The sequence below is a fragment of the Taklimakanibacter albus genome, from assembly GCF_016595235.1.
Taxonomy (GTDB): Bacteria; Pseudomonadota; Alphaproteobacteria; order Rhizobiales; family Aestuariivirgaceae; genus Taklimakanibacter; species Taklimakanibacter albus.
Map to the genome: position 1 here is coordinate 692,591 of NZ_JAENHL010000008.1, position 14,085 is coordinate 706,675.

General features: G+C 61.3%; 15 protein-coding genes. 2 read left to right on the forward strand and 13 right to left on the reverse strand.

What is annotated here, in order from left to right; genetic code table 11:
* Window positions 1-5 precede the first annotated feature (5 nt).
* From JHL16_RS26160 to JHL16_RS26195, 8 genes are all read right to left on the reverse strand, one after another.
* The gene (locus JHL16_RS26160) at window positions 6-656 is read right to left on the reverse strand and encodes an SGNH/GDSL hydrolase family protein (RefSeq protein ID WP_246771174.1); all 651 of its coding nucleotides are present in this window, start codon (window positions 654-656) and stop codon (window positions 6-8) included.
* Window positions 653-1,156 carry an acyltransferase gene (locus JHL16_RS26165; protein ID WP_200187836.1) on the reverse strand — a complete coding sequence of 168 codons (504 nt, stop codon included), beginning with the start codon at window positions 1,154-1,156 and terminating at the stop codon, window positions 653-655. Before JHL16_RS26165 ends, JHL16_RS26160 begins: the two co-directional genes overlap by 4 nt.
* Window positions 1,156-2,022 carry a glycosyltransferase family 2 protein gene (locus JHL16_RS26170; protein WP_200187837.1) on the reverse strand — a complete coding sequence of 289 codons (867 nt, stop codon included), beginning with the start codon at window positions 2,020-2,022 and terminating at the stop codon, window positions 1,156-1,158. Before JHL16_RS26170 ends, JHL16_RS26165 begins: the two co-directional genes overlap by 1 nt.
* The gene (locus tag JHL16_RS26175; protein ID WP_200187838.1) at window positions 2,012-3,121 is read right to left on the reverse strand and encodes a polysaccharide pyruvyl transferase family protein; all 1,110 of its coding nucleotides are present in this window, start codon (window positions 3,119-3,121) and stop codon (window positions 2,012-2,014) included. Before JHL16_RS26175 ends, JHL16_RS26170 begins: the two co-directional genes overlap by 11 nt.
* Before the next feature lie 3 nt (window positions 3,122-3,124).
* Window positions 3,125-3,817 (reverse strand): polysaccharide deacetylase family protein, encoded by a 693-nt coding sequence (locus JHL16_RS26180; protein WP_200187839.1) that lies wholly within the window; start codon window positions 3,815-3,817, stop codon window positions 3,125-3,127.
* 53 nt (window positions 3,818-3,870) lie between these two features.
* On the reverse strand, window positions 3,871-5,103 hold the full coding sequence (locus JHL16_RS26185; protein ID WP_200187840.1) for a glycosyltransferase family 4 protein: 1,233 nt from the start codon (window positions 5,101-5,103) through the stop codon (window positions 3,871-3,873).
* A 21-nt stretch (window positions 5,104-5,124) separates the two neighbouring features.
* Complete coding sequence (locus tag JHL16_RS26190; RefSeq protein ID WP_200187841.1) at window positions 5,125-6,468, reverse strand: UDP-glucose dehydrogenase family protein; 1,344 nt, start codon at window positions 6,466-6,468, stop codon at window positions 5,125-5,127.
* A gap of 88 nt (window positions 6,469-6,556) precedes the next feature.
* Window positions 6,557-7,153, reverse strand: a complete 597-nt coding sequence (locus JHL16_RS26195; RefSeq protein ID WP_210346093.1) for a sugar transferase — start codon at window positions 7,151-7,153, stop codon at window positions 6,557-6,559.
* 383 nt (window positions 7,154-7,536) lie between these two features.
* Here JHL16_RS26195 and JHL16_RS26200 point away from each other — a divergent pair, with 383 nt between their 5' ends.
* Complete coding sequence (locus tag JHL16_RS26200; RefSeq protein WP_200187842.1) at window positions 7,537-7,764, forward strand: hypothetical protein; 228 nt, start codon at window positions 7,537-7,539, stop codon at window positions 7,762-7,764.
* Window positions 7,765-7,789: 25 nt separating this feature from the next.
* On the opposite strand, the gene JHL16_RS26205 is transcribed toward JHL16_RS26200, so the two are convergent.
* The 4 genes from JHL16_RS26205 to JHL16_RS26220 all read right to left on the reverse strand — a co-directional run bounded on the left by JHL16_RS26205 (window position 7,790) and on the right by JHL16_RS26220 (window position 12,005).
* A complete protein-coding gene (locus JHL16_RS26205) occupies window positions 7,790-8,899 on the reverse strand; it encodes an ABC transporter ATP-binding protein (RefSeq protein WP_200187843.1) in 1,110 nt (369 codons plus the stop codon).
* 12 nt (window positions 8,900-8,911) lie between these two features.
* Window positions 8,912-9,838: a carbohydrate ABC transporter permease gene (locus JHL16_RS26210; protein WP_200187844.1), complete on the reverse strand. Its 927-nt coding sequence runs from the start codon at window positions 9,836-9,838 to the stop codon at window positions 8,912-8,914.
* Window positions 9,839-9,939: 101 nt separating this feature from the next.
* A complete protein-coding gene (locus JHL16_RS26215; protein ID WP_200187845.1) occupies window positions 9,940-11,217 on the reverse strand; it encodes an ABC transporter substrate-binding protein in 1,278 nt (425 codons plus the stop codon).
* Window positions 11,218-11,258: 41 nt separating this feature from the next.
* Window positions 11,259-12,005, reverse strand: a complete 747-nt coding sequence (locus tag JHL16_RS26220; protein ID WP_200187846.1) for a carbohydrate ABC transporter permease — start codon at window positions 12,003-12,005, stop codon at window positions 11,259-11,261.
* Between the two features lie 218 nt (window positions 12,006-12,223).
* Between JHL16_RS26220 and JHL16_RS26225 the strand changes: the two genes are divergently transcribed.
* Window positions 12,224-13,021, forward strand: a complete 798-nt coding sequence (locus JHL16_RS26225; RefSeq protein WP_200187847.1) for a DeoR/GlpR family DNA-binding transcription regulator — start codon at window positions 12,224-12,226, stop codon at window positions 13,019-13,021.
* A gap of 6 nt (window positions 13,022-13,027) precedes the next feature.
* On the opposite strand, the gene JHL16_RS26230 is transcribed toward JHL16_RS26225, so the two are convergent.
* Window positions 13,028-14,071 (reverse strand): serine hydrolase domain-containing protein, encoded by a 1,044-nt coding sequence (locus JHL16_RS26230; protein WP_246771176.1) that lies wholly within the window; start codon window positions 14,069-14,071, stop codon window positions 13,028-13,030.
* Window positions 14,072-14,085 lie beyond the last annotated feature (14 nt).

Consider the following 14,085-nt stretch of genomic DNA (forward strand, 5'->3'; position numbering starts at 1 on the left):
AATAATCACTCCGTTCTGGCGGCCTGGCAATCGGCGCCGGCCAGGGCCTTCATCAGCCCCGGCAGCATCACGCGGCCGGCCGTAGCGGGATCGGGATGGATGCCGTCGGCGATCGCGGTGGCGATCTCGTCGGCGGAAAGCTTGGCCCAGGCCGGCCGGTGATCGATGAAACTAACACCCAACTTCTGCGCGATCTCGGCATGCAGATCCTCATATTGAGCGAGATAGGGACGGATCAGTCCGCGCAAGCCCGAAACCGGCGACATCGCCATGACATAGATCGCGGGCTTGCCGTCGCCCGCTTTCAGGCGCGTGACGATCTCCTCGATATTGGTACCGCTCGCGGCGAGCGACAGGAAACGGTCGAGTGCTGAGTCATTGACGGCGAATTCGACGAGAACGACATCGGGCTTCTCGGCCAGCACCTTATCGATCTGGGTCACGCCCCAGTCGGACGCCATGCCGCTCTTCGCCAGATTGACGATCGTCACCTCTGCGTCGCGGCAAGCGCTCAAAGCGCGGCGCAACGGCTCCTGCCAGCCACCCCTGGCCGTCAAGCTGGTGCCGAAGGTCACGATCTTCAGGGCTTCGCCCTGTTGCGCCGCGGCCGGCGCCATCATCAGAACCATCAGCAACAGAGCGGCGGTGAATTTCATGACAGGCCCTCCGCCCCGCGCGCCGCGAGATCGAGCTCTCTTTCGGGCGTGACGACCGGCTCCGGCGGCCGGTCGGCGCTGCGCAAGCGGCCGAACCGGCCGGTTTCGATGCCCTGACGGATGATACGCGTCGGATTGCCGGCGACGATCGTAGCCGGCGGCACGTCGCGGGTGACGACGCTTCCGGAACCGACGATCGAGCCGTCACCGATACGAATGCCGGGCAGAATGATGCTGCGCGCGCCGATGAAGCAGCGCGCGCCGATATAGGTGTCGAGATAGAGGCCGCGCGACATATCATGCGCCAGCACGGCGACGTCGAAAGCGAGATAGCTGTCGGGCCCGATATGCACGCCTTTCGGATAGGTCTTGTCGAGCCGGACGCTCAGCGACATGACCGTGCTCGGATCGATGTCCATGCCCCAGAATTTGGTGAAATAGGCCCATCTGAGCTTCACCAAGGCGCGCTGCAGCCAGAGCAGCTGATTGAGGCTGCGCATCAGGCGGCCTCCCCTTTCGAGCGGCGCCAGCCGGTCTTGGCCGAGAAGGCGACCTTGAGCGCGCTCACGAAATCCTGCGATGACATCCGCCGGGTGGCGACCAGCGCGCCGCCGACCAGGAGCTTGCGCGCCAGAAGCGGCACACGCGCCGGACGCTCGGCGGCATGGCGGGCGATGGCGATGAGGCTGCCGCGGAAATAATGCGACCGCAGCGTCGGATCGTGGTCGCGATGGCCGATCAAAGGCTGATCGACGAAGCGGCATTTGCGCGCCGACAGGAAGGCGCGCAGCGCATAATCGGTGTCCTCGCCGCCATTATTGCGGGTGCCGACCCCCAACTCCTCGTCGAAGCCGCCAATGGCCTCGGCGATGCGGCTTCGCAGGAATATGGTGTTGGAAGACGCCTTGGCGGCGACCATGAAAGCGGAAGGCGGTTTCATGTCCATCGACAAAGCGCGGCGCGGCGAGGCGGGTGCGGAGGCGTAGGTGCAGAACCAGAAATCCAGCGCCTGGTCGATGCGGAAAAGATTGAGAATGCGGTTGAGCGAACCATCCGGGTACCAGCAGTCATCATCGGGAAAAGCGATGAGCGGCACGCGCGCGAGAAGCCCCTGCTCGCGCGCCTTGCGCAGCATGAGATTGCGCGCATGCGACAGCGAAACGCGGTTGGGCATGGTCTCGACCTGGACATTCTCCGGCAGGTCCATCGGCAGATCGGCGCCCGCCGCTGAACGCTGGATCAGCAACAGCATGCGCCAGTCGCGCCCGGCCATCGCCTTGGTGATGGATGTCAACAGACGGTCGAGATCGGCGGTCCGGCCGCCGGCGGCGTCCGTCGTCGTGATGAACAGGATTTCAGACCCCATATTCCCTCAAAGCTCCTGTGTTCTCGGCGCGAGGATTTTCTCTCGCGCCCGCTGATGCCGGCGACCTCGATACGGACGGTGCCGGTGGCGTCCTACGCTGCACACGATGCTCGATGCGGTCGGAAGCGGCGAACCACTCCGCGTAATAGCGGCCCACCTTGCCGTAGCTGTTGTCCTCGCTGATGACGGGCATATCGAGGAGAGCGCCCAGGATCATCCCATGCAGCCGGTCGGTGACGAGCTTGCCATATTGGCCGACGCGATCGACGGACCGGCTAAGTAGCCGGTCGCGGAAGCCGTCCCACACCACATGGTTCGGCACCACATAACGGGTCGGCAAATCGAGCGACTGCATTTTGCGCAACAGCCGGATGGTGAAGCGGTCGGCGGCCGAGGTGACGTCGTCCCAATCGAAGGTCGCCGCCGGTTCGTCGGGGCTGAGCTTCGCCTCCTTGTCGCGGCGGCGGAAGTTCAGCGTGGTCGTCTTGCTGCCGTCGTTACGCGGCAGGCTGCCCCACAAGGCATGCGCCATGTCGGGCATGAGGGAAGCCGGGTTGCCGCATTCCTCGCGCAGGAAGCTCAAGGAGTCACGATCGCGGGCAAAGACATAAAGCTGGCGATGGGCGCCGAACACCTTGGCCGTCGCCTGGCGGCTCTCCGGCGCCTGAAAATGGATGGACTGCGGCAGGATGACGATCGGCGTTTCGGGATAACGCTCGATCACCAGCTCGCGGAACATCTGATGGTCGCGATAGAGATCGCCCAGATTACCGCCGCCCTGAAAGACGATGGTGACGCCGCGCTTCACCAGGGCATCGAGACGGCTGACCGACGGCTTGAAATAAGCGATCGGCCGATCCGGGCGATGGGTGAGGCAGAATTCGTGGATGCTGAAGCGCCCGATCACCTCATAGCCATTCGCCGCGAAGAAGCGGTCGGTGCCGGCATGGATCAGGAGATCGCCGACATTGCCATGCATCGGATAGTCGAGAAAAACGACCGGACGGCTCAGCGGAACGACGTCACGGACGAGATCGAGCTTCTGCTTGAGCTCGTCCATCACCACGGCATGCGGCACCTTTGAAGGGTTTTCGGTCAATGATCACTCCACCAGATGAACGATCTTGGCGTTGCGCGACTTGAGCTCCTCGATCACCATCGGCACGAGCGGCACGGTGTTGGTCTGGATGTCGTGCATGACGATGACGCCGCGGTCATTGGCATTGAGCCGCTGCCGCAAACGCTTCAGAGTTTCAGCCGGCGGATGATTGCGCCAATCCTCCGGACTGATGTCGTAGCTCGCCACGATCAGATCGAGGCGGGCGGCGACTTCGAGGAGATCGGGCGTGCCGGCATTTTCGGGGAAGCGGAAAAGCGGTATGGACGTCATACGATTGCCGTACACCGCCCATTGGACGGCCTTGATGCCCCTCTTGACTTCTTCCGTCGCCTGGCCGAGCGGCAGATCCTTCAGCTTGATATGCGAATAAGTGTGCGTGCCGATCGAGTGCCCCATCGCCTTGACCAGGCGCGCAATGAGCGGCTGCTGCAAAGCCTGCTTGCCGACCATGAAGAATGTCGCATGCACACAGGCGTCATGGAGCTCGGCGAGAATTTTCGGCGTGGTCTTGAAGCTCGGGCCGTCGTCGAAGGTCAGCACATATTCGCCGGCCTCGAGCGGCAAGGCCGGCAGCTTCTGCAAGGTGCCGAACTGCGTGATTTTCGCTTCCGACAGAGACAAGGTGCGCTCGGGCAATGCGCCGGCGCATCTGTCTTCCTTGGCTTGCGTCGCCACGGCGCAGATACTCAAGAAAATTGCGGACAGTGCGGCAAGCCGCCTAAATCGCGTCATGCATAGGCCCTCTGCTTCACGAGGCCAGCATAGGCAGCGACATACTTCTCCGCTTCGCTCGACCAGTTGAATTTCTCTTCGGCGAGCTTGCCGGCCCGGGCCCCCATGGAGCGGCGATGCGTCTCATCATCGATCAGCGGCAAGGCGGCTTCGGCGAGGCCATGCGGCGTCGCATTCGGGGCATAACTTCCCGCATCGCCCAAAAGGCCGTGCGTCTCGCTCAGATCGTAAGAGACGGAGGGAATGCCAAGGGCCGAATATTCGAACACCTTGTTCATGCTGATCTTGTCATTGTACTCATTCACCGGGTCGGGGATGATGCCGATATCGAAGCTGCTCAGCGCCGCGAGCAGCTTTTCGCCCCGCAGATAGCCGGTGAAGACCACATGCTCCGCCACGCCGAGGGTGCTTGCGAGCGCCTGCACCGACGCGAGCGCCGGCCCGTCGCCGACGACCACGGCGCGCACACCTTGCCTTCCCTCCTCATGCACGATGTGATGCATCATACGGACCAGATGATCGACGCCATCCTGGTCGGCGATGATGCCGACGTAACCGAGAATGACCTTGGCGTCCGCCTTGAGTACCGCATCGGGCGCGACGCGGCGCAATTTCTGGCGGTCGGGCACGCTGTAGACGGTCGTGACATCACCGGGATTCTTGCCGCCGCGCGCAATCGCGATGTCGCGATAGGTATCGTTGGCCGAGATCACTTTGTCGGCCGTCCGGAACGTATATTTCTCGGCGAGCAGCAGCAGACGGTGGAAGAAACCATGCCGCTCATATTTCGCGGCATAGAGCTCGGGGCACAGATCGTGATGGTCGAAGACATATTTCTTGCCCAAGAGCTTGTAGGGTGCGGCGACCAGGAAGATGAGGTCGGGCGGATTGCAGCCCTGCACCACATCGAAGCCGCGGGTCAGGGCGATCTTGGCCAGAAGCCGTGTTTCGTGGAACAGCGCGCAGGCATATTCGAAAATGAAACCGAGCTTGCCGCGCGCCTCGAGCGGCAGAGCATGGCGATGGATCGCGATACCGTTGATCTCCTCGTAGCTCGCCGGATGCTGCTCGTTCTTCGGGCAGATGACGGAGACGTCCCATCCCGCCTCTTTCAGCGCATTGGCCTCCTGCCATACCCGGCGGTCGAAGGGCACGGGCAGATTTTCGACGATGATCACGCAATGCGGCGGTCTGTCCTTGCGGGCCGGCAGCGGAAGTGAAAGCGACATGTCGGTCCCCTCTCTCAAATCTTATTCCGCGGCTTCGATGAAGCTGAGCGGGATGTCGTGATCGGGCCGGCCGATGCTGAAATATCGGAAGCCGTGGCGCGCCAGATCCTCGCGGCGATAGACATTGCGCAGATCGACCAGGCAGGGTGATTTCATGACCTGCTTGAGTGTCTTGAAGTCGAGAGCGCGGAACTCCTCCCACTCGGTCACGATCACCAGCACATCCGCCCCCTCGGCGATCTCGTAGGGGCTGTTGCCGAAAGTGACGCCCGTGATCGCGGTGCGCGCCGCATCCATGCCGGCCGGGTCATAAAGCCGGATCTGGGCGCCCGCATCCTGCAGCGCCTGGACGATCGCCAGCGCCGGCGCCTCTCGGATGTCGTCGGTATTGGGCTTGAAGGTCACGCCGAGCAGCGCCACGGTGCGGTCACGCAGATCACCGCCTACCGCCGCGGCGATCTTGCGGCTCATGGCGCGGCGCCTGGTTTCATTGACCGCCACCGTCGCCTCGATGAGGCGCATGGGCGATTCGAAATCCTGCGCGATGCGGATGAGCGCGGTTGTATCCTTGGGGAAGCACGAACCGCCATAGCCCGGTCCCGCATGCAGGAACTTGGCGCCGATACGATTGTCGAGGCCGATGCCGCGCGCCACGTCCTGGACGTCGGCGCCGGCCTTCTCGCACAGATCAGCGATCTCGTTGATGAAGGTGACCTTCATGGCGAGAAAGGCGTTGGCGGCATATTTGGTGAGCTCGGCGGTGCGCCGCGAGGTGAACAGCACAGGCGAGCGGTTGAGATAGAGCGGCCGATAGACTTCGCTCAGCGCCGCGCGCCCACGCTCGTCATTGACGCCGACGATGATGCGGTCGGGGCGCTTGAAATCGGCGATGGCCGAACCCTCGCGCAGGAACTCCGGATTGGAGGCGACCGAGACCTCGAGCGTCGGATTATGGGTGAGCAGGATGTGCTCGACCTTGTCGGAGGTGCCGACCGGCACCGTCGACTTGATGACGATGACCGTCTCGGGTCTCACCACTTCGGCGAGCTCGCGCGCCGCCGCCTCGACGAAGCTCATATCGGCATGGCCGTCGCCGCGCCTGGACGGCGTGCCGACGGCGACGAAGATGACATCCGCCTGGGCGACGCCTTCCTTCAGGTCGCCGGTAAAGGAGAGGCGGCCTGCTTTGACATTGTCGGCAACGACCTGATCGAGACCCGGCTCATAGATCGGAATGCGGCCCTGGCGTAGCGCCTCGATCTTTGCCTGGTCCTTGTCGACACAGACGACCCGGTGGCCGAAATCGGCAAGGCAGGCGCCGGATACGAGCCCCACATAGCTCGATCCGATCATGGCGATATTCATCCAATATCCTTTCGTGTCGGGTCGACCACGGTCGACAGATCAGTTTCGTTTTTCGAGTTGTCCGCGTGTCGCGGCGGAAGGTGTTCGCCTAGACGGCGTTGGGTCCGGTCAATGCAAAGACGGTGCGGACCATGATTTGCATATCGAGGAGCACCGACCATTTGCTGATATAGAGACGGTCGTGCTGCACCCTGTATTCGATCTGCTCGAGAGCTTCGGTCGGGCCGCGAAAGCCTGAGACCTGGGCGAGGCCCGTCAGTCCCGGGCGCACCAGATGGCGATCGCCGAAATTGCTGATGACCTCGGCGAACGCATCATCCATCGCGATGGCATGTGGCCTCGGTCCCACCAGGGACATCTCGCCCCGCAGGACATTATAGAGCTGCGGCAGCTCATCGAGGCTGGTGCGGCGCAGGAAGCGGCCGATCCGGGTGACTCTCACGTCATTCCGGCTCGCCTGCGTGAAATCTCCCTTCGACTCCGTCACCGTCATGCTGCGGAATTTGCAGATATAGAAGGACGAGCGGTTCCGGCCATAGCGCAACTGCCGGAACAACACCGGCCCCGGCGATTCGATCTTGATCGCCAGCGCGATCAGGAGTCCGACCGGCACCAGAACAAGGAGTGCAAGTGAGGCGATCAGCACGTCGATCCATCGTTTAACGACGGATCGATTGATCACCATCGACTTGCTCAGCAGTGAAGTGTCGAAGCCTGCGAACGCAGACGCCGTCTCGGCGTGTGCAAACAATTCGCCGCGAGCGGCTGAATTTGGCCTCACACGAAAGTCCATGGAGTCCTCCATTCGCTTTCATTTGGGTTGCCGCCCACGAGGATTAAGGCCGAGCTTGACTGATTTTGCAAGCGCGAAGACGCATGTGCAGCAAGAAAATTCCCGCGCTGCACAACGATTGCTCTTTTTGCCCAAGAAGGTGGCAACAATTAGCTCGCAGTAAAAAATAATTGGCGTAAAATGTTGACCAAGTGTTAGTCCGAACACGGAGCAATTATTAAGCCTTTGAATCCTTGTGGAAACAGGTCCATCTTAAACGGCGACGACAACATCAGATGCAACAGGACACAGAACAAAGAGGCGATGCGAGTACACGCGCATCACCCTCTCATGACAAGTCAATGAACGGCAGACGCGAAAATGCGCGACAAAAAGCGGAAGAACTGATCGCCGAAGAGAAGGAGCGCGGCAAGCCAGGCTCGATGCTAAGTGCTTATCTCATCGCACTGATCATCGGTCTTTTGATCTGGGCGGCGATCTATTATCTCTGGCGCGCGGCGTGACGAGACACGAAAGCGAAAATGCGATTCAAATTTGGACAGGTCGCTTGAGGGCGTATGTTGTCTCAGGGTCAAACAGTTGAAGCTGCGACACATCATAGTGGAAGATCACGATTTCGCCTGGTTTCGCCCGGAAGTCGCGCGGACAGCGGATATGAATCTCCGCTCCCTGCTCGCCGCTGACCGTCGCGACGAGAATCACTTCAGGCCCTAACACTTCCGTCGTTACGGCATGGACCTCGACCGGCACGGTCGATGCCGCAGCGTCCGCTTTCAAATGGAAATCTTCCGGCCGCATGCCGGCGATGACGTCCCGTTCCGCGTGGTCGGCGAAGGCTTGCCCCAGCGCCGGCGGCAAAGCGAGGACAGTGCCGTCAAGCGACAGGCTTTGCGCCGACAGCCGGCCGCGCAGAAGATTCATCGGCGGGCTCGCCAGGAATCCGGCGACAAAGGTGTTGACCGGATTGCGATAGACTTCCATCGGCGCGCCCACCTGAACGATGACGCCGTCCTTCATGATGCAGATGCGCTCGCCCATGGTCATCGCCTCGACCTGGTCATGCGTCACATGGACGATGGTGGTGCCGAGCGTGCGGTGCAGCTTGATGAGCTCGGTGCGCATGGCGCTGCGCAATTTGGCGTCGAGATTGGAGAGCGGCTCATCGAGCAGGAAAGCCTTGGGCTCGCGCACCAGAGCCCGGCCCAGTGCGACGCGCTGGCGCTGGCCGCCCGACAATTGCGCCGGCTTGCGCGACAGGAGTTCGCCGATGCCCAGCATGTCGGCGATATTGGCGACACGCTGGTCGATGATGGAGCGCCCGACGCCGCGCAGACGCAGGCCGAAGGACAGATTGTCGATCACCGTCATATGCGGATAAAGCGCGTAATTCTGGAAGACGATGGCGACATCGCGATCGGCCGGATCGATGTCGTTCATGCGGGCGCCGCCGATATGGAGATCACCTTTGGAAATGGTCTCGAGGCCGGCGATCATGCGCAAGGTCGTCGACTTGCCGCAGCCCGAGGGCCCGAGCAGAATCATGAACTCGCCATCCTTGATGTCGAGCGAGACGTCGCGGACCGCGGCATAGCCGTTGGGGTAGAATTTGTGGATGTTGCTGAGCGAGATCGATGCCATTGATCCAAATCTTCAGGTGAGCGAGCGCATATAGCGATGAAGCCAGACGGTGAGCCCCATGATGACGGCGAGCAGGATCGCCGACATGGCCGAGGCCTCACCGATATTGAGGCCGACAAAGGCCGTCCGGTAGATGAAGTAGCTGACGAGATCGGTCGCGACGCCAGGCCCGCCGCGCGTCATGATATAGACGAGGTCATAAGTCTTGACCGCGAAGATGAGTCGGATCAGCAAGGTGACGGCGATGACCGGCAGCATCAGCGGCAGCGTGATATGCCAGAAGGACCGCAAGGCCGAGGCGCCGTCGACGCGCGCCGCCTCATAGGGCTCGCGCGGCAGGGCCGAGAGGCCGGCAAGCAGCAGCACGATCATGAAGGAGACCTGGTGCCAGATGTCGACCATGACGATCGTCCACAGCGCCACCTTGGTGCTGCCGAGCCAGTTCACCGGATCGATGCCGACGAGGCTCAGAAGATAGTTCACGATGCCGAGCGAGGGATGCAGGAACATACGCCAGATGAGGCCGACGATCACCGGGTTCATCAACAGCGGGCAGAGCAGAATGGCGTAGTAGATGGCCTTGAAGCGCTCGACCGAGTTGAGCATCAAGGCGACCAGGAAGCCCAATGCGAATTCGAGCAGCACGACGGCGGCGACGAAAAAGGCGGTCAGCCACAGCGTATGGCGGAATTCCGGATCGCCGAGCGCCTTGGTGTAGTTGTCGATGCCGTTGAAGGTGTCGAAATTGGGCGCGATCAGCGTGTAGTCATGGACGCTGGTATAAAGCGCCCAGAAGACCGGGAAGAGAATGACCAGGAACAGCAGTCCCAGGCTCGGCGAGGCGATCAGCCAGCCGAACATGCGGTCGCGCCGTTCGACCGCCGTCTGTTCCGTGCGCGGCATATTGTTCAGTCGTCTGTCGTCCGCGGCGATGGTCATGAAAGTCGGCTGGTCCAGGATAAAGCTTCAGGAAGGCTCCCCCTCCGCCGCGCGGGAGGCGTGACAGAGGGGGAAGTCAACAAGGTCTCCGTTTCTTCTTGTTATTTGAGTTTGCCATCCTTCTTGGCGAGCTCGGTCATTTCGGTCTCGATCGCCACCAGCGCTTCGGCCGGCTTCTTCTCACCCGCCACCGCAAGGCTGAGCTCGCGGCCCAGAACCTCGACGAGCTGCGGCGTGTAGGTGAAGACCGGGAAATTATGGCTGGTCAGCAGCATTTCCTTCAGCGCTTTTGCATAGGGATATTTGGCGTTGACGTCGGCATCGTCGAAGACGTCGGTGCGGGTCGGCGAGCCGCCCTGCAACGCGCGCTTCTTGGCGATGGCCGGGCTTTCGACCCATTTCAGGAACTTCCAGGCCGCGTCGGCATTGGGGCTCGATTTCGGAATGGCCCAGCCCCAGGCGCCGTTCAGGCTGCCACCCTTGCCGGCTTCCGTTCCCGGCACCGGCATGATCTCGACCTTGCCGACGACGGCGGATTTCGAGGCGTCGTCGATGCCGGCGCGGAAAAAGTTGTAGGTGATGTAGCTATAGGCCTTGCCCTGCGCCATCACGTTGAAGGCTTCGTCGAAGGAGAAGCTCGCCGAGCCGATGGGGCCGTATTTATTGACGTTGGTCGCATATTGCTCGATCGCCTTGACGCCCGCTTCGGTGTTGAGCGTCGCCTTCCAATTGGCGTCGTGATACTCGCCGCCATTAGCGAAGAGATAATTCGACCATTCCATGGCGATCGGATCGGGACGCAGGCCCTGATTGACCACACCATTGATGCCGTCCTTGGTGAAGAACTCGACCTGCTTCAGATATTCGTCCCAGGTCTTCGGCACATCGAGATCGAAGCCATATTTGGCCTTGAAGTCGGTCTTGTTCTTCTCATCCGCCAGGAGATCCTTGCGATAAAGAAGGCCCATCGCATAATTATAGAAGGGCAGCATGTAGGTGGTGCCGTCGACTTTGCCGACCAGATCCATCAGCTTCGGCACATAGACGGAGGTATCGAAATTGTCGGCCTTGATGCGCTCATCGAGCGGCTGCAGCCAGCCGGCCTTGGTGAATTCGCCGACCCAGTAGAAATCGACGACAATGGCGGAGTAGCTGCCGGTCGGCGCTACCAGCTGCGGCACCAGCTTGGTATGCATCTCGGCGTAATTGACGACTTCGAGATTGACCTCGATGCCGGTCTCCTTGGTAAATTCGGGCAGCAGCGTCTTCACATATTCGGTGTCGGGGACGCCTTCCATCAGGATGTTCACGGTTTCGGCAAAGGCCGGCCCCGACAGACCCGTCGCCAATGCCGCGGCCAGAAGCCATTTCTTCAACATGTCGCCACCTCCCTGGTGAGCCCGTTATGATGAGGTCCGTTTCACTTGAGGGCTCCAAGTGAAAGACCTTTGATGAGATGCTTGCGCAAGAACGGCAGGAGCGCGAAGACCGGCACCAGCGAAACGACGGTGGCGGCCGCCAGCGGCGCGATCTCGACACCGGCATGGGTCTCGAGCGCCGCAAGGCCGACGGGAAGCGTCTGGCTGTTGGGGCCCGAAAGCACCAGCGCGAAGAGAAACTCGTTCCAGCTCAGGATGAAGCCCAGAAGTCCCGCCGCCAATATGCCCGGAGCGGCGACTGGCACGGCGATATAACGAAAAGCCTGCCAGCGCGTGGCGCCATCGACGCGTGCCGCCTCCTCGAGCCGCGCCACGTCGCCTTCGAAGAAGGACACCAGCATCCAGGAGAGGAAAGGCAACGAAATGGTGAGATGGGCGATGATCAGCCCGACATGGCTCTGCATCAGGCCGGCAAACAGGAACATGCCGAAGAGCGGCAGGACCAGAATGATCGGCGGCAGCATCTGGCTGGCGAGAACACCCAGGCGCAGGAAGGTGCCGCCGGTATTGAAGCGGGCAAATGCGTAAGCGAGCGCGGTGGCGAGCGGCAGCGCGATGGCGGTGGCGCCGAGCGCGATGATCAGACTGTTGAGAAACCAGCCGGTGAAGGGATAACGCGCGAAGATCTCGACATAATTCATGAGACCGACGGTGCCGATCTCGGGCGGGATCTTGTAGGCGGTGAGCCGGTCGGTGAAGCTGACGCGCAGGATCCACAGAAGCGGCATGAGGATCATGAGGGAGAAGGCACATAGAATAATGTGCGGCAGAACCCTCGCTGCGATCCTCTTCATCCCGGACGCCCACTTCCCTGCAATTCTTTGATCGTTTTCGATCATTATACTGGCGCAGCGCCTGGAAACAAGACAATATGCCGAGAATTGAAAGCGCTTATTATGAGCGTATTTGAACGGTTTCGATCATCCCCCATCATCCTTGAACGATCATGCCCTCCCGCGATCCGATTGCCCGGCAAACTCTCCTCATCGAAAGCCTGTCCCGGCGCGGCTTCATGAGCGTTTCCGATATCGCGGAGGAGACCGGCGTTTCCGAGATCACCATAAGGCGCGATCTGACCGAGCTCGAGCGCTGCGGCACGGTCAGGCGCACCCATGGCGGCGCGCTCATCGCGCGGAGCGGCGCGCCCAATATCTATGACATAAGGGAGCCCACTTTCGAGGCACGGCGGCGGCGCAACAGCGACGCCAAGATCCGCATCGCGCGGGCGGCGGCGCAATTTGCCAAGCCCGGCCATACGATCGCGCTCGATACCGGCTCGACGACGCTCGAGATCACCCGCTTCCTCGCCGAGATCGCGGATCTGCGCATCATCACCAACAACACCCGCGCCGCCAGCCTCCTCGCCGAAACGCCACATCCGGTCTATCTGCCGGGCGGACGGGTGCGCGGGCGCGAATTGTCGATCTATGGGTCGAGCGCGGCGAGCTTCGTCGCCTCCTATCACTATGACATCCTGTTTCTCGGCCTGTCCGGCGTCTCGGAGGCCGGGCTTTTCGACTATTCACCGGAAGATTCCGAGATCAAGCGCGCCTTCATCCAGAGATCCGATCTCGTGGTGGCGCTGTGCGATGCGAGCAAATTCAACCGCCAGGCCATGGTGCGTATCGCCGCACTGAATGAAATCCATGTCCTGGTCGTCGACACGGCGCCGCCCGCCAATCTGCAAACCGAGATCGAAAGCGCCGGCGTGCAGGTCGTCGTGGCGCCGGGTTCGGCGGAATGAGCTCGCTTATTCAGCGAGAGCGGCTGCAATCTTCTTCATCAGCTCGATCGTAGTCGAAGTGCGAACACCCTTGGGATTGGCTTGCAAGTCGACGGTCTGCACGAGGACCAGTTTCTTCGCCGGCAGGAACGCGATGATCTGGCCGCCGAAACCCGCCGCATAAGCCCCGCCTCTGCCCCAGGGGTCGGCCGAAAGCTCCCACCACATATAGCCATAGCCGCGATTGCCCCGATTGGTGTGCGCATGGGCGCGTGTGGATTCAGCGACCCAATCCGCCGGGATCACCTGCTTGCCGTTCCAGCGTCCGCCATTCGCAAAGAGGAGTCCGAAGCGCGCCGCATCGCGTGCTGTCAACATGAACGGATAGGCCGGATGGTCCGACTCGGGAGCGAGAACATATCGGCCATCACGCTTCGAAAAGTCCTCCATGCCGATCGGACGAGCGATACGCCGCTCGAAGCCCGCAAAAATGTCTTCTCCGATCACCTTCCGGTAGATCGTGCCGAGCACGTTGAAATCCCAGTTGTTGTAGAACCAATAGGTGCCGGGCGCGTGACTGTCGCGCGCCGACCGCTTTTTCTTGATCTCGCGGGTCTCGTAGGCGGCAGCGTGATAGACGCCCGAACGCGCCGTCAGAAGATCGCGCAGAGTCGCCTGCTTCTCCGCAGCGCTCAAAGACGGCTCCTTGTCATCGATACCCATCTCGGCGAGCGAGCGCGTGAGACTGATGCGCTGATCGGTGACTGCAATGCCATAGAGCGCGCTCAATAAGCTTTTGCGGACCGAGGCCATGTTGATCTTGCGGTCGAGATCACCCCAGCTGGTGACAATCTTGTCACCTTGCACGACCAGTATAGCGGTCGGCTTCTCACTGACAGCGTAATCCTTGACCAAACGGGAGATGGTTTGCGTCAAGGCCGTTTCGCCGGCCTTCGCCCAATGCGTGGACGGCTCGGCGCGTGATGGCACGGCCGCCACGAAACTTAACAACAAACCAAGAATCAGACGCATGGTTCCCCCTCTTTCGTTCATTCCTTGCGCCCGCATCATGCCGAAAATAGGCC